This is a genomic window from Marivivens niveibacter, from assembly GCF_002150005.2.
Taxonomy (GTDB): domain Bacteria; phylum Pseudomonadota; class Alphaproteobacteria; order Rhodobacterales; family Rhodobacteraceae; genus Marivivens; species Marivivens niveibacter.
Window position 1 is genome coordinate 183,216 of record NZ_MSPP01000002.1, and the last position, 18,527, is coordinate 201,742.

Genomic DNA, 18,527 nt, shown 5'->3' on the forward strand with positions numbered 1-18,527 from the left:
AACAGGCCCTCGGGCACTGACCGAAAGGGTAATGACTTGAACGCCTTTATCAAAACCACCCGCATCACCATCGCAGGTGTCGCCTTGATCGCACTGACGGCCTGCTCTGGGTCGCTGTTCGGCAACCGCCAAGCAGAGAATGCTGTAACGCAGCCCGTTCGCGCAGCAGGCGCTGAATCTGTTGCTGTAAACCGCTACCTGTGGAACGCATCCTTGGATGTTCTATCGTTCCTGCCGATTGAATCCGTTGATCCATTCACTGGCGTGATCGTATTCGGTTATGGCACGCCCCCCGGTGGCGGACGCGCCTATCGCGGAACCGTCCACGTATCCGATCCGGCGCTGGACGCACGATCCCTAAACGTATCGCTATCCACTTCAGCGGGCCCTGTCAGTGCGGCAACCCTGACTGCCATCGAAGATTCCATTCTTGGCCGCGCTCGACAGCTGCGGATTCAAGACCGCGGCCTATAGAATCCGCCCGAAAAACGCATTATGACCACGCCGGGCCCAGTCGCCCGGCGTTTCCATGTCCCAAAGGTCCAAAACATGTCCCAATACTCTGCTGCTGACATCGAACAGAAATGGCAATCCGAATGGGAAAAGGCTGGTGTCTTCACCGCCACCCGTGACGAAAGCAAACCGAAATACTACGTGCTGGAAATGTTCCCCTATCCGTCGGGCCGTATCCACATGGGGCACGTGCGGAACTACACTATGGGCGATGTGGTTGCGCGTTATAAAATGTCGACTGGTCACAACGTGCTACACCCAATGGGCTGGGACGCCTTTGGTATGCCTGCGGAAAACGCGGCAATGGCATCGGGCGGCCACCCCAAAGACTGGACCTATAACAACATCGCGGACATGCGCGGCCAGATGAAACCTCTGGGCCTGTCCATCGACTGGAGCCGCGAATTCGCGACCTGCGATCCTGAATATTATGGCCAGCAGCAATCGCTGTTCATCGACATGCTGGATGCGGATCTGGTGTACCGTAAAAACGCGGTAGTAAACTGGGACCCTGTCGATATGACCGTTCTGGCGAACGAACAGGTTATCGACGGCAAAGGTTGGCGTTCGGGCGCGGATGTCGAACGCCGCGAATTGACCCAATGGTTCTTTAAAATCTCGGACATGGCCGACGACCTGCTGGAATCCATCGACAATCTGGACGATTGGCCGGCCAAAGTGAAACTGATGCAGTCGAACTGGATCGGTAAATCGCGCGGTCTGGAATTCGGGTTTGAACGCGACGGCGCCGATCCGATCACCGTCTACACCACCCGCCCCGATACGCTGATGGGCGCGTCCTTTGTTGGTATTTCCCCCGATCACCCAATCGCGAAAGAGCTGGAGCTGAACAACCCAGCCGCTGCCGAATTCATCGCCGAATGCCGCAAAGGCGGCACCACAGCCGAGGCGCTGGAAAAGGCTGAAAAGCTGGGCATGGATACCGGCATTCGCGTGAAACACCCGCTGGATCCATCGTGGGAACTGCCAGTTTGGATCGCGAACTTTATCCTGATGGACTACGGCACAGGCGCGATTTTTGGCTGCCCTGCCCACGATCAGCGCGATTTCGATTTCGCAACGAAATACGACCTGCCGATCAACGCTGTGTTCACCGCGCCAGACGCAGACTCCACTGACCTGACGGAAGCCTACGTTCCGCTGAAGTCTGAAAAAGTCCGGTACGTTCGCGGTTTTTCGGGCGACGAAGTGCAAACCGGCGATGCAGGCGTTGATGCCGCCATCGACAAAGCCGAATCCGAAGGCTGGGGCAAAGGCGTCACCAAATTCCGCCTGCGCGACTGGGGCCTGTCCCGTCAGCGCTACTGGGGCTGCCCGATCCCTGTCGTCCACTGCGAAGACTGCGGCGTGGTGCCCGAAAAAAAAGAAAACCTGCCTGTGCAGTTGCCTGACGACGTGACCTTTGACGTGCCAGGCAACCCGCTAGACCGTCACCCGACATGGCGTGATTGTGCGTGCCCGAAATGTGGCGCGCCAGCGAAACGTGAAACCGACACGATGGACACCTTTGTGGATTCGTCGTGGTATTACGCCCGCTTTACGTCGCCTCGCGCCGACACGCCAACCAATCGCGCGGATGCCGATTACTGGATGAACGTCGACCAATACATCGGCGGCATCGAACACGCGATTTTGCACCTGCTGTATTCGCGTTTCTTCGCCCGTGCGATGAACGTCACCGGCCACCTGCCTGACAGCGCCCGCGAACCATTCAACGCCCTGTTCACCCAAGGCATGGTAACCCACGCGATTTACCAGACCAAGAACCCAGAAACCGGGCGCCCTGTGTATCACTACCCAGAGGAAGTCGAACTGCGCGACGGCAAAGGGTTCCTGAAAGACGGGACCGAGGTGGAAATCATCCCTTCGGCCAAAATGTCGAAATCGAAAAACAACGTGGTTGACCCGCTGAACATCATTTCGGCATTCGGCGCGGACACCGCCCGTTGGTTCGTCCTCTCCGACAGCCCGCCCGAACGTGACGTTGAATGGACCGCATCGGGCGCCGAAGCGGCCGCAAAACATCTGGCCCGCGTCTACCGCATCTGCGCTGACATCGCGCAAATGGACGACAGCGAAACCGGCGAAGACAAAGCGCTGCTGAAAGCCATGCACAAGGCCATTCAGGACGTCACCGGCGGCGTCGACAGCTTTGGTTTCAACGCAGCGATCGCGAAACTGTACGGTTTCACCAGCGTCCTGCAAAAATCCAAAGCAGGCGGTAAAGCCAAGAAAGAGGCAGCCCGCGTTCTGGCACAACTAATGTCGCCAATGACCCCGCACCTGTCCGAAGAAATCTGGGCATTGCTGGGCGGCGAAGGCCTGATTATCAACGCTGCATGGCCTGTGGTTGATGAATCCATGCTGGTCGAAGACGAAGTTACCCTGCCGATCCAGATCAACGGTAAACGCCGCGCTGAAATCAGCGTCCCGGCTGATATGTCCAAGGAAGAGGTTGAAAAACTCGCCCTAGCGAACGAAGCTGTGGTCAAAGCGCTGGACGGTGGCCAGCCGAAGAAACTGATCGTTGTTCCAGGCCGTATCATCAATGTCGTCATCTAAGTCCTTTGCCCGTTTTGCCCGCCAAATCGCGTTTATTGTGGGTCTGGCTGGCATCGCGGGCTGTGGATATGCGCCGATCTATGGAACCCATGGATCGGCAAGCGACCTTATGGGTTCGGTTTCCTTTAACGTCGATCAAACCGCCGAAGGCTATCACCTGCGCGAACGACTGGTCGAACGTTTGGGCACGCCTGAGGCTCAGGCCCCTAATCAACTGACCGTCCGCATCGCGACGTCGGAAAAACCTGTTGCTATCGCGTCGAACGACACGACTGTGCGGACGACTGTCACTGGCACCGCTGACTATTCATTCGTGAATAATGCGGGTGAAACTGTTGCCACCGGGTCCGTCAGAAGTTTCGAAGGCTATTCCAGCTTGGGCAGCGTTGTTGCGATCAACGCCGCGCAGCAAGACGCATACGAACGCCTCTCGTACAGCCTTGCCGATTTAATCGTCGCCCAGATTTTGACCCGAACAGCGGGCCAATAGCGCCATGAAGTTAAACGCTCGAGACGCCGCAGCCTATTTTCGAAAACCAGACCCGCACAAAGCAGGACTGTTAATTTTCGGCGCTGATGCCATGCGCGTTGCACTGCGCCGCAAAGAGGTCATTGACGCGCTTGTCGGCCCCCAAGGCGAAGAAGAAATGCGCCTGACCCGTATGTCAGGTGGCGAATTACGCAAAGACGGCGCATTGCTTAACGATGCGATCAAAGCCCAAGGGTTTTTCCCAGGTCCACGTGTTGCATTTGTCGAAGACGCCACCGATGGTTTGACCGCAACATTTGAAGCCGCGCTATCGGATTGGCGCGATGGTGATGCGCAAATTATCGTCACAGCAGGCCAATTGGCGGCAAAATCCAAATTACGCAAATTGTTCGAAGGCCACCCAGCCACATATTGCGTGGGCATCTATGACGATCCCCCTGGTCGTGACGAAATCGAAGCAACTTTGGCCAAATCAGGCGTTTCAGACGTTAGCCGCGATGCGATGGATGCGATCCTTGGACTGTCGCGGATGTTAGACCCAGGTGATTTTCGCCAAACCATTGAAAAGCTGGGCCTTTACAAACTGAACGATGCGTCACCGGTTTCCGTAGAAGACGTTGATGCATGCCGTCCGCAATCCGCAGAGGCCGGATTGGATGACCTGCTAAAGGTCGTTGCGAATGGTCAGGCGCAAAGCATCGCGCCCCTACTGCGTCGCCTTTATGCACAAGGCGTCAACCCGACATCCCTATGTATCGGGGCGAACCGACATTTCAGAACGTTGCACGCCGCAGCCTGCGATCCAGGCGGCCCAGCGGCAGGCGTGGGGCGTCTACGCCCACCCGTGTTTGGTCCGCGCCGCGATGCAATTGTCCGCCAAGCCTCGGCTTGGGGACGGGACAAATTGGAACGGGCATTGTCAGAACTTTTAGCCACGGACTTAACGTTGCGGTCGACATCGCGCGCGCCGCAGCAAGCGCTCATGGAACGTGCTCTGGTTCGATTGGCCATGATGGCAAAGCGCTAAAATGACTAAAGGCGGGCCTAGGCCCGCCTTTAGCGAATTTCGATCTAAGTTAGTAAAACTTAGGAGTCGGACGAAGATGCAACTGCTGCAACTACGGCCAGTGCGCCCAGAGCCAGCCACAGGCCACCGTTCGAACCAGCTGGCGCTGGTGCAACTACGGTTGGTGCTGCTGGGGTGGTTACAACTGGTGCAACGCCGCCAGCGGATGCTGCGGATGCTGCTGCGATTGCAACTACGGATGCAAGAACGATTTTACGCATAGTACTACTCCAAAAATAGAAGACATGTCTGAGATCGGGCGTAGCCAATATCCGCACGTTTATCAAGAACTACTTTCATAGACTTGCAATCAATACGATTGCGTCGTCAGGTGTGTCAAATTTGGCGAAATCCATTGCTGTGATTGGATCATTTTCCCACCTTCTTGCACCCAATACGCGTTCTCAAAGCCGATAAGGTCATTCAAACAAACCTCTTTGAAACGCTCCGCAGTGTACTGTCCCGTCGCCAAAGTGACAGTTTCAACTCCGACCCGTTCAAAGGTGCAGTTCAACTCGGCACGGGCAATATCATCGTCACCTTCAAGCAACTCGAAACGTCGTTGATATTCGGTCGGCCCACCAGCAAGCGCCGCAACTGTACCATCAACATCCGCCGCGTATAAATCAAATCCCATGCCGCGTGTGGCCACCACGATGCCCGACTGTGTGGTGACCGAACGTTCATCCATACCCGCCCACGTCACGCGATCACCATTTTGCCCGATACTTTTCAATAGGCCGCCCCAACCCGTGGTCGGTATAGCCATCAGTACCCCTTCGGCACCATTTAACCAGGTTTCTGGATCGACCTGTTCGGGCTGTGCCGCGCGACCAGAAAGAGCCAATTCAACGGCGCGAGAAATGCCGGTGTTTTCAGCCTTGGGTCCGCAGGCCACCAACGCAAACGCCAAGAAAAAATATTGGAATTTCATCGCCAGAAACGTCCCCATGATTGGTTGTAATCGGCAAGGTGCCCGTTACGGATTGAATCGTACAACCGACCATCCACATTCAATCGCGCGCCACCGTCGCGGGTCAGCGAATTCAAACGCATCTCAACAGTGTTGCGGCTGGGTTTTCCGATGGCCCAGTCGGTCGGAATGGTCAACAAAATGCCTTTGTCAAAAGACCCTTCACCAAATTCATCGAAAGGAACATCCGTAATTGTCGCGTAGGCTCCAACGCGCCAACCGTTTGAAAATTCGCGATTAACGGACAGCGTCGCCCCCCAATCACCAGCCAGATAGCGACCCGCATCGATTTGAACGTGGAAATCGCTGGGGCTTTGCCAATAGGCGGACAAGTGACCAGACATTACATCATAGTCTTGTACACCGAATAGCATGTCGAAATCACGTTGCGCGGTGTAATTTAGTTCAGCACCGAATGCCCATCGACTGTCGATAGGTTTCCACAACACTTCGGTTGATAGACCTGCGTGCATTTCTTCGATGTAACCAAAGGTCAGTCGGGAATACAGCGTGTCCGACGGACGCCCGTACCACGCCAGCGTCAACTGATCGATGCCGCCGTCGCCCTGTGTTCGATAAAGCGCCGCGTTACCGCGCACAGGCGGCAAAGAGGAATTGCGAATGGTATCTTCGATGATGTCATCGTCGTAGAGCGACTTGCTCATCGACCCAGCCACAATGATATTTGGCTGTATACGATAGCGCAGGCTGGCTTCGATACCGACGTCAAAAGCGGCCGGGTTACTGGAATCGAACAACGCGACCGTGGCATAGGGCACAATACCCCAGACAAAGGCCGGATCATTGGCCGGTACAGGTATTAAATCATCGCCCGGATAATTAAAATTGGCCCGAGTATAAATATCCTGCGCACTGCCCACGCGGTTTTCCAAGGTTTCGATATCTGAACGCGCAACGGTGACTTGCGATAAAGGGATGCCCCGCTGCATCGGTTCTAATGCGAAAAACTCTACCGATGGCGGCATGGCATTCGTCAAAATGCGCGCAATACGTCCCATCGCCTGCACTTCGCTACGATATCGATTGTTCGTGTATCGCAGACGGACAGTGTCGCCGGTTACCGAAATACCGTTCAGGCTAATGCCTTCGGCGTCCAGAACTTGCGACAACCCTGCACCAACGGCGGCCTGTGTTTGCGTATCAGGTGCCCATGTCGCTGCGGCCGCGGCATCAACCGATCGCACAGCAACGGGTACAGGTGCCCGATCTTCGCCACCAGCGATTGGGGGGCGCGTTGGATTTATGACGCTGGTAAATCCCAAACCGATTTCGCCGCCGTAAAGCGAATATGCGCTGATCTGATAATTTACATTCGGTTGATAGGTTACACCAAAATTGAACGGGGACTTGTGGTCAAAGCTGCCGTTCGCAACTTCTCTTGTGTAGGCGTCAGAAGAGTATTCCGCCACTGCCGTCCATTGCGGATTGATTTGCCATTCGACGCCACCAAAAAACGCTGCATCGCCTCGGAAATACTGGTTGGACGATGGCAACCCACCTAAACCTACATTTCTTCTTGGTCGGGTCTCAAACGCTTCGTCCAATGCGCCTAGAGGGTTGGTAAACCCGTTATAAGACCCCAGACGCCCCCATCCTAATCCTGCAGTTACCTGAACCGAGTCAGTGATTGATTTGGTTGCGACCACATATTCTGACGTGAGCAAACCCGTGCCCGCAAAATCGCGCAAACCAATTGCGAACGATGGACGCCATGGTGTTTCATCAAAGATGCGATACCTGAAATCGAAACTACGATCGTAGGTCTCATCGGTATTTGGGCCGGTGTAATTCGGAAAACGAGTGTATCGGAACGTACCCGACAAACGCGGCGTGATTTGAAACGCAATCGATGTCCGCTGCTGCATAGAAAAACCGGAATAACTCACCGCTAAATCCGCGTCGGCTGCGGATTGCGCGGTCGGCATTTCGATCAAGCCAATATTCCCGAACAACGAATACCTTGAACTGACATCGTCAGCATGAGCAGGCGCAGCAAAACCAAGTGCTGCCAGCGCAATCGGTACACGCACCGATTTGATGAAACTTTTTCGCATATTTGCCCCTTTGCGATCGGGACCGATTTATCAATCGTTCAACATAAAAGCAAAAGATCACAAACTAAGACTAGCAAAAAACAACCTTAAGTGGCATTGATGCAATTCACGGTTGGCATCCTGCGACAACGAGAAACGTATGATCATTTCACACCGGCATCGGTTCATCTTTTTCCATCAACCGCTGACGCATGCGGGTCATTTACACAACTACCTAGAAACCTGGAACGAAGAACCGATCGAACAAATCCATCGGCGCACACCCGAACACCCATTTTATCGCCACATGCCGCCTACTGCGGTGAAAAAGGCATTTGAAAATCTAGGGTGGGATTTTTCCAGCTACAGGCGCATCACCTGCACATCCAACCCTTATGTGCGCCTGTCTGCGCTTCACACCCGTATTAATCGACACGACCCTGTCTGGCGGATGAAATCCTTTATTGGCCTCAAAACGCCCAATTTTGACGAATGGGTCAAACAACTGAGCCATAAAACGAACAGCAAAGACGGAACCGTTTCACAACACTGGCGCAAAATGGCCGCGATGCCTTGCGACACGTGGTGCGCAAACCTCATGACAGACATCATACCAACAGAACGTCTGGAAAGCGAACTTTCCACAGTTTTGGTACAGTTAAAGTTACCCATTCCCCCGAATATCTCTGACCTTTTAGGCGAACCAGAGCCACTGGTTCCGATGAAGAGGGAAACCATTGATTTTATTGCGACACGCTACGCCCGTGACATTGCGGTCTACGGCTATGACGCACCAAATTCATTGACATAATCAACGGCCGCATTTGCAGCATATCGGCCTGTAGCCAGACACCCTGTGATCAAATACCCGCCTGTTGGCGCTTCCCAATCCAGCATTTCGCCTGCGCAAAAGACACCCGCGCGATCACGCAGCATTAAACGGTTATTCATCGCGTCAAATCGCACCCCGCCAGCGACTGAAATCGCTTCGTCTAATGGACGGGGGCCGTTATGACGGATGGGAAGGGCCTTGATCACTGGCGCAAGATCATCGGGAAATGGCCGACCAAATTCTTGTAACAACGCGATTTTGACCGGATCTAACCGTAAGGATTTACGCAAGAAATTGGCCAATGAATTCTTTTTACGCTTTGCCAGACGGCTTCGGACGTCGGCCACAGACATATCGGGCGCCAGATCAACGACCAAAGCTGCACCATCACGTACCGCGGCCGAAACTTCATAAATTCCGCCGCCTTCGACGCCGCGTTCTGACACGACAAATTCGCCTCGGGTGCGGTGTTCGCCGGCGTGTAATTCAACGCCCTTGACGGGTGCGCCGAAATGGCTCTGCATGTGCTGGGTCCAATTCACGTTGAACCCCATATTTGCGGGTTTAAACGGCGCTATCGGGGCGGATATAGAATCGACCCATTTACCGTCCGATCCCAATCGTGACCAACTTGCACCGCCTGTGGCTAGAATCGCTACATCGTAGGGCAGGCTTTGTCGGCCCATCGGTGTATCAAACACGGCTCCGCCGTTGTCCCAATCCACCCATCGCCAGCGCCGGTGCAGAATAACCCCACGGTCATCCAGCCGGCCCAACCAATTGCGCAACAACGGAGATGCTTTCATCACGTTTGGAAACACGCGGCCCGTCGACCCAGTGAACGTCTGCTGACCTAAGCCTTGGGCCCATTCGATCACCTCTGCGGGGCCAAATTCGCCCAGCGCATTTTTCATCGCTTCGGCGACGGGACCAAAAGGGGCCATAAAATCAGGCGTCACTTTGGTGATGTTCAGGCCCGATTTGCCGGCCATCAGAAATTTGCGGGCAGGCGACGGCATTGCGTCCGCAATTGTCACATCAACACCCGCAGCTGACAAAACATCTGCCGCCATAAGCCCTGCGGGGCCCGCACCGATAACAATCGCTTTTGCCATATTGGCCCTACCTATCTTTCAGGCAAAAGACCTATCATTCCACGACGCTGGTTCCAATGGCGCTACGATTGGATCATCGATTTGATGGCTGCCACGTGGCTTTGTTTTGCCAATTGCGCATCTTGGGACAACAACATCGCAGCACCCAATACGTCTTCGTCGTCTATGATGCGATCGATGAGCCCGATAGACAGCGCTTCGTCAGCCAAGATTTTCTGACCGCCCATGAGGATCAGCTTGGCGCGGGACGGGCCAACAAATTCGACCATACGCCGCACATCAGACGGCTGCGGCAGAAATCCCAGACGCATGACAGGATAAAAGAATTTCGCCGCCCCAACGGACACCCGCACATCACAAGCCAACACCATTCCAAACGCGCCGCCTGCGACCGTACCGTTCAACGCGGCAACGCTAAGGCCTTTTATTTCTGCGATGGCTGATGACAATGTTTCCCACTGGTCAGATACGGCCAACCCCTTGGCGGCCTGATCCAGATCGGCACCCGCACTAAAAACACGGCCAGCGCCTGTTAGGATAAACACTTTGATGTCCCGCGCAGCGATCGCGATGTCGGTCAGTTCTTTCAACATGTCTTCGGTGAGGGCATTCGCCTTATCCGCACGATCAATTGTAACCGTCCAAACATCGTCGTTTCTGTCTACGCGGATCATATGAGGCCTACAGCGTTGCGGATTGTTTCGTCTCTTAGTCGAACATCATTGCCTAAATAGCCATCTGCCTCTTCGCCGCACATCCAGACCAAAGTACGCGCAGGCCATTCGGGTGGAATGTGATCAGTCCATTCCAACTGCGCAACGCGGCCCAATCCCGACGATTTGATATCCCGCTGCATTTGCGTTGCCACCGTACCAGGCGACAAACCAATGCAGCGAATACCATTGGAGCGGTATTCCAGATCGACCTGACGCGTCAGCATGTAAACGCCCGCCTTAGAGGCACAATAAGCAGACCAAGGTTCATAGGGATCATGCGCTGCACCAGACGAAATGTTGAAAATCGATCCAGCGCCGCGTTCCAACATGATCGGCAATGCAGCCCGAACGCCATTATAAACACCTTTTAGGTTTACATCGATCACATGGCCCCATGCATCTGGGTCCGTGTCCTCAATCTTTGCCATGGGGGCAATGATGCCAGCATTATTGATCAACACATCCAGCCCGCCAAATGCCGAAACAGTGGCGGTAATCGCCTGTTCAAACTCCCAGTAACGGGCCACATCACATGGAATGGCTAGTGCGTTCGGGCCAATTTCACCGGCCAATTTGGCAATGTCATCTTCGCTGCGCGCGACCAAAGCAACATTCGCACCCTGATTGGCAAATTCCCGCGCAGCAGCAGCACCGATTCCGCGGCTTGCCCCTGTTATCAGTATGGTTTTCCCGTCCATTTTCATGATTTTGCCTTTTACCACTTTGAACAATTGCTTTGTATGATTACCTTTTAGCCGACACTGCCGACCAATCGCGTCACATTCGTAACGGCAATCTATGTTTAGGTTATTCAAAGGAAAGACTATGCAACGTTCCGCAATTTTTAAGAGTGCCGTTTGCACAACAGCGATTTTGACTGCTCCTGCGGCATTTGCGGATGTGAGCGCCGAACAAGTGTGGGAAGACTGGCAATCCCAGATAGTACGCAGTGCCTCGATCAAACTAAATTCAGAAAGCGAAACCTATGAAAACGGCGTTCTGACGATCACTGGCCTTTCCTATGGTTCCAATCAGGACGGGGTGACGATCAATAGTAATCTGGGCGATGTGATCTTTACCGAAAACGCTGATGGCACGGTTGAGATCACGCTCCAAGAGAACATGGTATTCACCATCACCGGCGGGGCCGGCGATGAAGAAATGAACATCACCGCAGATCTGACACTGAACGGGGCAGAAATCATCGCATCCGGCGATGATAGCGCGATCACTTATGACGCGTCGGTAGATCGCTACCTCATCGCGATGAACTTTGTTTTGGACGGTGACCAACCTGAGTCCTTTGATCTGCGCACGACTTTGACAGATGTCACAGGCACCTCGACCAGTGGCACCGACGATGAAGGCCAGTCGTTGGATTATGATCTGAACATTGGTGCGCTAGAATATGTCATGGCTCTTGAACCGACGGATGGCGGAACTGTTGATATCGCAGGACAGGTGAATGACCTTTCGGCAGCAGGCAGCAACTATAACCCAACAGCTGCGATCGAAGGTCCGGCAGAAATGGCGCTGCAAAACGGACTGACGAGCGCCTTTAATGCATCTTGGGGCTTCGCAAGAAGCTTTATCAACATCGACAGCCCAGAATCCAAGCTGACGATCCTTAGCGAAAGCCAGTCTAGCGCAACCGATTTTGCCGTTGATGCGTCTCGAATTAATGCATCCGTCGAAAGCAAAGGCCACGAACTGCGCGTTGTCACCGATGCAATGCCGATGGAATTCGCCATGACCGCCGACACTTATGGTTTCAACATGCTGATGCCGCTGTCCCGTTCTGACGACGCCCAAGATTACGCAATGGGTCTGAACTTGGAAAATATCAGAATGGGCGATGCGATTTGGGCGATGGCTGACCCGTCGAATGCGCTGTCGCATGATCCAATAACATTGCAACTGGACCTAAGCGGTCAGGCCAAGCTGTTCTTTGATGCGATCGATCCAGATCAATACGAATTCATGATGCGGATGAACGACATGGAATCGTTCGGCGAACTATTGTCCCTGAATCTGAACAACCTTTTGATTGCGTTCGGCGGCGCCCAGCTAACGGGAACTGGGGCGTTCACCTTTGACAACTCTGACCTGACCACCTTTGACGGAATGCCACGCCCTACGGGCAGCGCAACGATTAAAGGCAGCGGCATCGACGCACTGATGACCGATCTGGAAACGTCGGGCCTACCTGTGCAGGACGCGATTATGGGCGCCCGCATGATGATGGGTATGTTTACGCAAGCAACGGGTGATGATCAGGTCGAAACGACACTAGAGATCACCGATGACGCCCAAATCCTATTGAATGGCCAACGCATCCGTTAACAAAGCACCCCCCGATGATCGCCTGATCTTCGGGGGTTTTTCTATGCGGCACTTGCAGGACCGCCCCCCGCAGTCTACGTCATTATGCATCCCAAAGGACATACCATGACCAAGACGCTGAACGACCTGACCCAAGATATCCTTGCTGCTGCGAAACGTGCTGGTGCCGACAGTGCCGATGCCATTGCAGTCGACGGCACATCTATCAATATCGAGGTCCGCGGCGGTGCTTTGGAACAAGCCGAACGATCCGAAGGCGTAGATGTTGGTCTGCGTGTTTTTGTCGGCAATCGTCAGGCCTGCATTTCATCATCTGACACCCGCCCCGAAGCGCTGGATATGATCGCTGAACGGGCCGTCGCCATGGCAACCGTTGCCCCCGAAGATCCCTATGCCGGTCTGGCCGACCCCGACCAATTGGCAACTGACATCGACAGCCGCCGGTTGGAACTGTTTGATCCATCGGAAGAACCGACCCCAGAATCATTGCAAGACGACGCTTGCCGCGCCGAAGCCGCCGCATTGACGGTAAACGGTGTCGAACAGGTCATTTCTGCGTCCGCAGGTTACGGCCACCGCCGCGTTCATTTTGCAGCAACCAATGGATTTTCGGCAGGTTATGAACGCACAGATCGCGGCATCTCGGTAGGTGCTCTGGCCGGGTCGGGTTCGGGAATGGAACGCGATTACGATTTTGACGGCCGTATTTTCCAATCGGACATGCGCAGCGCCGAAGACATCGGTCGCACCGCAGGCGAACGCGCCGTTGAAAAACTATCCCCGCGCCGTCCGAAAACGGGGGCGTATCCAATCCTGCTAGACGAACGCATTTCGTCGTCTTTAATCGCGCACCTGCTGTCCGCCATCAACGGGGCAGCAATTGCGCGTGGTTCATCATGGGCGCGCGACCTAAAGGGCAAACAAATCATGCCATCCGGCCTGTTCCTGATCGAAAACCCTCATCGTCCCCGCGCGGCTGGATCGCGCCTGTTTGACGCCGAAGGCCTGCCAACCCGTGAACATGCAATCGTTGAAAATGGCATTCTAAACGACTGGATTCTGGATTTGGCGACGGCCCGCAAACTGGGATTGACCAGCAATGCACATGCCGCGCGGGGCACTTCGGCCCCGCCATCGCCTTCGGCCACGAACATGGCCCTAACCCAAGGCGAAAAATCACGAGCCGACCTGATCCGCGAGATGGGCACAGGTCTTTTGGTCACGGGCTTTATTGGATCAACGATCAACCCTAACACCGGCGATTATTCCCGCGGGGCATCGGGTTTCTGGGTCGAAAACGGCGAAATCACCCACCCCGTGAACGAAGTCACTATTGCTGGAAACCTGATCGACATATTGATGAACATCACCCCAGCGAATGATGCCCGCGCACATCTATCCCGCGTCGTACCATCGCTGTTGGTCGAGGGTCTGACCCTTGCCGGTGACTGATTTAGACCTCATCACCAATGCAGCACGCAAAGCGGGGGCTATCGCTACCCGCTTTTTCGACGCCGATCCAAAGGTTTGGGAAAAGCCGGGGCAAGGCCCAGTGACCGAAGCCGATCTGGCAGTTGATAAAATGCTAAATGACATGTTGCTGACAGCGCGGCCTGATTACGGTTGGCTATCCGAAGAAACCGCAGACACAGATGCACGGCTAAACACCACCCACCAGTTTGTGGTGGACCCGATTGACGGAACACGCGCGTTTATCGAAGGGTCTAAAGACTGGGCAATTTCCATCGCGGTGGTATCGAACGGGATACCTTCGGCGGCAGCGATCTATTTACCGATGCGCGACAACCTATACGCGGCATCACACAAAACGACAGCTGCGTTGAACGGGCGCGATATTATAATCAGCCCAAACTGCAAAACGGTTCTAGCCACCCGCCCAACGATGGACGGGCAGCATTGGAAAAATGAAACGCCACCCAATCTAAAACGTCATTTTAGATCATCGCTGGCATATCGCATGTGTTTGGTTGCCGAAGGCCGCTATGACGCAATGGTAACCCTGCGCCCCAGTTGGGAATGGGACATTGCAGCCGGCAGCCTGATTATTGAACGCGCTGGCGGGATCGTTTCGGACCGCACCGGCGCATCTTTGGCGTTCAACAGCGCCATGCCGCAACTAAACGGTGTGATCGGCGCGACCCCAAAGGCCCACGCCGAAATCATGGACCGACTGATTTAACCGTATTGGGCGTTGTCATCGGCAACAGCTTTGACCATGTCCGTCAAAATTGTGGGGTCGGCTGCGTTAACGCGGCTCCAATTTGGAATAAACGGCGTTTCCATCGGATTTTCCAAAAAGACCGCGCCCGCCTGCATGATATTTGCAGCAAACAGTTCAACAGCGGATTCTTCGGCATGGCGATCAACTGACAGACCGTTCATTTTGGCATCATTGTAATAGGTATCGATCAGGTCCAACGCCATTCGGTAATAGGTTGCTTTGATCGAACGGAACACCTCTTCGCTCAGAACCTGACCATCTGCAGCCATTTTGCGATACAGCGCCTTGCAGATATCAACAGACATACGGCTCAGGCCCTTGGAGGCATCCTCGGGCGACAGATCTTGGTGTTTGTGGTCATAGCGGTCCGAAATTTCGACCTGACACACAGCTTGGGGCGACAGGTTACGCCATGCCTCGGACAAAAGACCGATTTCCAAACCCCAGTCAGAGGGGATCCGCATGTCAGGCAAAATGCCGGTGCGCATCGCAAATTCGCCAGCCAGCGGATAACGGAACGATGATAGGAATTCCAAATAGTCGCGCGGTCCAACCACCTTTTTCAGTGCAAGCAGCAACGGCGAAACCAACAGACGGCTGACGCGCCCGTTCAGTTTCCCATCCGCAACACGAGGGTAAAACCCTTTGGACATTTGATAAGGAAACGCTGGGTTTGCGACCGGATACACCAACCGTGCCAGCATATCCGCGTCATAGGTCACGACATCACAGTCATGTACTGCGACCGCTGCGGCCTCGGCTTCGGCCAAGGTATAGCCGATGCAGAACCAAACATTGCGCCCTTTACCTGGTTCGTTCGGCGACAAGTTCAGTGATTTAAGACGCTTATCAATCGTCTGCAATCTGGGGCCATCGTTCCACAGGATATCGTGTTTGATATTCAACCGGCTGAAAAATTCACGCGCGTATTTGTATTCTTCTTCGGTCGCGCGATCCAAACCAATGACGATCTTGTTCAGGTACGGCACCTTGTTCAGTTCGGTCAGGATATTGGGGAGCGCGTCACCTTCGAGTTCGGAAAACAAGGACGGAAGGATCAAATTGATTTTACGGGTCGCGCCAAAAATCTCTAACTCGCGCGTCATCGCCTCGGTCGACGTGGTGCGTAGGTTGTGTAGGGTTGCGATGCTTCCGCTTTGATGAAAATCGGCCAAAGTCAGGCCTCCTTGTTTTTATGTACAGGGCTATACTGTGAAACGAATTGCGTGACCGCTTGGTTCCATCCTGTTGGCCCATCTTGAGTGGTTCGAATAATTTTGCCCGTCGCCTCGGACGGCAAGGGCGGCAAAGGTTTGGCGTGGGCGTTCGAAATGATTACCCCGAAATCGGCTGTTTCCAGCATTTCAACATCATTCGGCGCATCGCCCAGCGCAATGGACCGGCACGGAGCATAGTCGTTGATAATCTCTGAAACACGATCTGCTTTAGTCGCACCGAACGACAACGTCAGATACCGCCCACCGCGCCGCGCATGAACGCCGCGAGCCATCAGTGCGTCAATAAATTCGGCTTCGCGATCGGCTGGACCGCGCCACAACCCTGGTTCCGAAAACTGACGCGCATGCGCCTTTATGGCCTGTTCGCGGGGCAAACCCGTTTCACGCGCCACCCCATCGGCACCCCAGTCGGTAAACCCTTCGAATCCGCCACGCAAATCCGCGGGTAGGTCATTCAGGGTCGCGATAATTCTATCATGGGCGCTGTGGTCATCCCCAGCCGCCGCAAAGGCTGGCAAAATACCTGCGCCATTTTCGACAATAGCAGGGACATGCTCGAATCCGATCGAGGTCCGAATTTCTGCGATTTCTGCGGCAGTTTTGGAACTGGCTAGAACGACGGGTATATCGTTTGCTTTCGCCAAATCCAGCGCCGGCTGTGCTGGCGCCCAAGAGTAGGTTTCGTGATCCAGAAGCGTTCCGTCTAGATCTGTGAACACAACGATGCGTGGCAAGGTGGTCCTTTCTTCTTCGACTCAAGATTTGGCATATTGGCTGACGAAGGCAAGCGAACCACCCCATTTTTCGCACAGCACAAAAGCACATGCCCAATTTATGTGCAAAATGTTTCAATTAGATGTCAGTTGACCCGCATTCTACGATGACTAGTGTGGCGCCAATTGCTGATAGGAGTTTCACCATGGCCAATCGCCTACATTTGGTTTTCGGCGGAGAGCTGATCGACCCAAGCACCACCAAATTCAAAGACGTCGAAAACATCGATATCGTTGGTATTTTCCCAAACTATCAAGCTGCCTATGACGCATGGAAAGCAGCCGCCCAACGGACCGTCGATGACGCACATACCCGTTACTTTATCGCCCACCTGCACCGCCTGCGCGAAGAAGGCGTAGAGGCATCCATCACGGACGCATTGGATATCTAAACCTTTGAACCGGCGTTCTTTGGCATTGGGGCTATATGTCACGACCCGTCCTGGCGGGTCGGGCATCATTGATGCAGAAAATTGGCCCGAACGGCCAGATGGCCCAGTCATTTGGTTCCATTGCCGCGACATTGCCGATTATGAAAATGCGCGCGCCATCATTCGGCAATCGAATGAAACCCGCGATGATGTGTCTTACGTGCTTACTGGTTCAGGGCAGCCTGACAGTACCAATTCCGATGGCACAATCACCACGTTGTCCGGTCCGGGGCGCACACCGCAAGACATCAAAAACTTTGCCAAACATTTTCAGCCCGATGCCCTTATCTGGATCGGTGGGGCTATTGATCCATTGATCCTGACGGCGACCGATAAATCGGTCCCAAAACGCTATTTAATCTGCGCGAACAGCAACGATATCGAACCGCCCAACAAACGTTGGTTTTGGGGCATGCGGCGCGCGTTGGTTTCCAGATTTGATGCAGTATTCGCAACAGACGCAGCGAGCATGGCGAAATTTGCGAAATGGGGCGCAACTGAATCGAAAACCATCGGATCATTCGAAGAAGACAGCCCCCTACTCCCATATAACGACGCGGAATATCGCGATGTCATTGATACCTTGGACACGCGCCCCGTTTGGATGGCCGTGGATGCTGTCTTACCCGAAATCAAAACGGTGATTGCGGCCCATAAAAACGCCTGTAAACGATCGCACCGATTGTTGTTGATCGTCGTGCCACGCAATGAAACCGATGCACCCGCCATCGCGCAGACACTGACCGCTTCGGGCATTGAAACAGTACTACGCAGTGATGCTGACCCGACCGAAACAACCCGCGCAGTTGTGGCAGATATGTCGGGCGAATTGGGCATGTGGTATCGCGTCGCTCCTCTGACATATTTCGGCGGAACGCTCACCCGTAGCAGCCGGCATCCGTTCGAGGCCGCCTCTCTAGGATCGGTCGTGATTCATGGCCCGATGACCGCACCATACAGCCGTTCTTATGACAAATTAGACGCGGCTGGCGGCGCCTATGCCATCCGCAACCCCAGCGATCTTGCCTCGGCGATCGAAGCCCTGCTGTCACCTGATAAAGCCGCAAAATTTGCCCATGCGGCTTGGGCGGTGACATCTTCCGGAGCCGAGGTTACAAACCGCGTTGCAGATCTGATTGATGAAATCACCCGATAGAA

18 protein-coding genes are annotated in these 18,527 nt (G+C 54.3%); 10 read left to right on the forward strand and 8 right to left on the reverse strand.

Annotated features, from left to right (window positions below; genetic code table 11):
• Positions 1 to 36: 36 nt before the first annotated feature.
• From BVC71_RS06775 to holA, 4 genes are all read left to right on the forward strand, one after another.
• Complete coding sequence (locus BVC71_RS06775) at positions 37 to 474, forward strand: DUF3576 domain-containing protein (RefSeq protein ID WP_086450895.1); 438 nt, start codon at positions 37 to 39, stop codon at positions 472 to 474.
• Positions 475 to 549: 75 nt separating this feature from the next.
• A complete protein-coding gene (gene leuS / locus BVC71_RS06780) occupies positions 550 to 3,096 on the forward strand; it encodes a leucine--tRNA ligase (RefSeq protein WP_086450896.1) in 2,547 nt (848 codons plus the stop codon).
• Entirely contained in the window at positions 3,083 to 3,586 is a 504-nt protein-coding gene (gene lptE / locus BVC71_RS06785; RefSeq protein ID WP_086450897.1) for an LPS assembly lipoprotein LptE, read from the forward strand. Before leuS ends, lptE begins: the two co-directional genes overlap by 14 nt.
• A 4-nt stretch (positions 3,587 to 3,590) precedes the next feature.
• The gene (holA, locus tag BVC71_RS06790) at positions 3,591 to 4,613 is read left to right on the forward strand and encodes a DNA polymerase III subunit delta (protein WP_086450898.1); all 1,023 of its coding nucleotides are present in this window, start codon (positions 3,591 to 3,593) and stop codon (positions 4,611 to 4,613) included.
• 59 nt (positions 4,614 to 4,672) lie between these two features.
• Here holA and BVC71_RS06795 read toward each other — a convergent pair whose 3' ends face one another.
• The 3 genes from BVC71_RS06795 to BVC71_RS06805 form a co-directional block, all read right to left on the reverse strand.
• Positions 4,673 to 4,873, reverse strand: coding sequence for a hypothetical protein (locus tag BVC71_RS06795; RefSeq protein ID WP_086450899.1), 201 nt, complete (start codon positions 4,871 to 4,873; stop codon positions 4,673 to 4,675).
• A gap of 89 nt (positions 4,874 to 4,962) precedes the next feature.
• Entirely contained in the window at positions 4,963 to 5,586 is a 624-nt protein-coding gene (locus BVC71_RS06800; RefSeq protein WP_165767741.1) for a YjbF family lipoprotein, read from the reverse strand.
• Entirely contained in the window at positions 5,583 to 7,700 is a 2,118-nt protein-coding gene (locus BVC71_RS06805) for a YjbH domain-containing protein (RefSeq protein WP_086450901.1), read from the reverse strand. The genes BVC71_RS06800 and BVC71_RS06805 overlap by 4 nt, the downstream gene beginning before the upstream one ends.
• Before the next feature lie 139 nt (positions 7,701 to 7,839).
• Between BVC71_RS06805 and BVC71_RS06810 the strand changes: the two genes are divergently transcribed.
• Positions 7,840 to 8,490: a hypothetical protein gene (locus BVC71_RS06810; protein WP_086450902.1), complete on the forward strand. Its 651-nt coding sequence runs from the start codon at positions 7,840 to 7,842 to the stop codon at positions 8,488 to 8,490.
• Here the strand turns inward: BVC71_RS06810 and BVC71_RS06815 are convergent.
• From BVC71_RS06815 to BVC71_RS06825, 3 genes are all read right to left on the reverse strand, one after another.
• Positions 8,463 to 9,626 carry a TIGR03862 family flavoprotein gene (locus tag BVC71_RS06815; RefSeq protein ID WP_086450903.1) on the reverse strand — a complete coding sequence of 388 codons (1,164 nt, stop codon included), beginning with the start codon at positions 9,624 to 9,626 and terminating at the stop codon, positions 8,463 to 8,465. The genes BVC71_RS06810 and BVC71_RS06815 overlap by 28 nt on opposite strands.
• A 62-nt stretch (positions 9,627 to 9,688) precedes the next feature.
• On the reverse strand, positions 9,689 to 10,300 hold the full coding sequence (locus BVC71_RS06820; protein ID WP_086450904.1) for an enoyl-CoA hydratase/isomerase family protein: 612 nt from the start codon (positions 10,298 to 10,300) through the stop codon (positions 9,689 to 9,691).
• A complete protein-coding gene (locus BVC71_RS06825) occupies positions 10,297 to 11,046 on the reverse strand; it encodes an SDR family oxidoreductase (protein WP_086451256.1) in 750 nt (249 codons plus the stop codon). Before BVC71_RS06825 ends, BVC71_RS06820 begins: the two co-directional genes overlap by 4 nt.
• Positions 11,047 to 11,167: 121 nt before the next feature.
• Here BVC71_RS06825 and BVC71_RS06830 point away from each other — a divergent pair, with 121 nt between their 5' ends.
• From BVC71_RS06830 to BVC71_RS06840, 3 genes are all read left to right on the forward strand, one after another.
• Positions 11,168 to 12,685: a DUF2125 domain-containing protein gene (locus tag BVC71_RS06830; protein WP_086450905.1), complete on the forward strand. Its 1,518-nt coding sequence runs from the start codon at positions 11,168 to 11,170 to the stop codon at positions 12,683 to 12,685.
• 105 nt (positions 12,686 to 12,790) lie between these two features.
• Complete coding sequence (locus BVC71_RS06835) at positions 12,791 to 14,137, forward strand: TldD/PmbA family protein (protein ID WP_086450906.1); 1,347 nt, start codon at positions 12,791 to 12,793, stop codon at positions 14,135 to 14,137.
• Positions 14,130 to 14,885, forward strand: a complete 756-nt coding sequence (locus BVC71_RS06840) for a 3'(2'),5'-bisphosphate nucleotidase CysQ (RefSeq protein ID WP_338036462.1) — start codon at positions 14,130 to 14,132, stop codon at positions 14,883 to 14,885. Before BVC71_RS06835 ends, BVC71_RS06840 begins: the two co-directional genes overlap by 8 nt.
• Here the strand turns inward: BVC71_RS06840 and BVC71_RS06845 are convergent.
• Together BVC71_RS06845 and BVC71_RS06850 are read right to left on the reverse strand one after the other, a co-directional pair.
• On the reverse strand, positions 14,882 to 16,102 hold the full coding sequence (locus tag BVC71_RS06845) for a glycosyltransferase family protein (protein ID WP_086450908.1): 1,221 nt from the start codon (positions 16,100 to 16,102) through the stop codon (positions 14,882 to 14,884). The genes BVC71_RS06840 and BVC71_RS06845 overlap by 4 nt on opposite strands.
• Positions 16,103 to 16,104: 2 nt before the next feature.
• Complete coding sequence (locus BVC71_RS06850) at positions 16,105 to 16,899, reverse strand: HAD-IIB family hydrolase (RefSeq protein WP_086450909.1); 795 nt, start codon at positions 16,897 to 16,899, stop codon at positions 16,105 to 16,107.
• A gap of 185 nt (positions 16,900 to 17,084) precedes the next feature.
• Between BVC71_RS06850 and BVC71_RS06855 the strand changes: the two genes are divergently transcribed.
• Positions 17,085 to 17,330 carry a DUF4170 domain-containing protein gene (locus BVC71_RS06855; protein ID WP_086450910.1) on the forward strand — a complete coding sequence of 82 codons (246 nt, stop codon included), beginning with the start codon at positions 17,085 to 17,087 and terminating at the stop codon, positions 17,328 to 17,330.
• 4 nt (positions 17,331 to 17,334) lie between these two features.
• Positions 17,335 to 18,525 carry a 3-deoxy-D-manno-octulosonic acid transferase gene (locus tag BVC71_RS06860; protein ID WP_165767742.1) on the forward strand — a complete coding sequence of 397 codons (1,191 nt, stop codon included), beginning with the start codon at positions 17,335 to 17,337 and terminating at the stop codon, positions 18,523 to 18,525.
• The last annotated feature ends 2 nt before the right edge of the window (positions 18,526 to 18,527 follow it).

Excerpts from the sequence above, each read along its gene's own strand:
- leuS (WP_086450896.1), top strand. The coding sequence starts at position 550 with ATGTCCCAATACTCTGCTGCTGACATCGAACAGAAATGGCAATCCGAA.
- lptE (WP_086450897.1), top strand. The coding sequence starts at position 3,083 with ATGTCGTCATCTAAGTCCTTTGCCCGTTTTGCCCGCCAAATCGCGTTT.
- holA (WP_086450898.1), top strand. The coding sequence starts at position 3,591 with ATGAAGTTAAACGCTCGAGACGCCGCAGCCTATTTTCGAAAACCAGAC.
- BVC71_RS06795 (WP_086450899.1), bottom strand. The coding sequence starts at position 4,873 with ATGCGTAAAATCGTTCTTGCATCCGTAGTTGCAATCGCAGCAGCATCC.
- BVC71_RS06800 (WP_165767741.1), bottom strand. The coding sequence starts at position 5,586 with ATGAAATTCCAATATTTTTTCTTGGCGTTTGCGTTGGTGGCCTGCGGA.
- BVC71_RS06805 (WP_086450901.1), bottom strand. The coding sequence starts at position 7,700 with ATGCGAAAAAGTTTCATCAAATCGGTGCGTGTACCGATTGCGCTGGCA.
- BVC71_RS06810 (WP_086450902.1), top strand. The coding sequence starts at position 7,840 with ATGATCATTTCACACCGGCATCGGTTCATCTTTTTCCATCAACCGCTG.
- BVC71_RS06815 (WP_086450903.1), bottom strand. The coding sequence starts at position 9,626 with ATGGCAAAAGCGATTGTTATCGGTGCGGGCCCCGCAGGGCTTATGGCG.
- BVC71_RS06820 (WP_086450904.1), bottom strand. The coding sequence starts at position 10,300 with ATGATCCGCGTAGACAGAAACGACGATGTTTGGACGGTTACAATTGAT.
- BVC71_RS06825 (WP_086451256.1), bottom strand. The coding sequence starts at position 11,046 with ATGAAAATGGACGGGAAAACCATACTGATAACAGGGGCAAGCCGCGGA.
- BVC71_RS06830 (WP_086450905.1), top strand. The coding sequence starts at position 11,168 with ATGCAACGTTCCGCAATTTTTAAGAGTGCCGTTTGCACAACAGCGATT.
- BVC71_RS06835 (WP_086450906.1), top strand. The coding sequence starts at position 12,791 with ATGACCAAGACGCTGAACGACCTGACCCAAGATATCCTTGCTGCTGCG.
- BVC71_RS06855 (WP_086450910.1), top strand. The coding sequence starts at position 17,085 with ATGGCCAATCGCCTACATTTGGTTTTCGGCGGAGAGCTGATCGACCCA.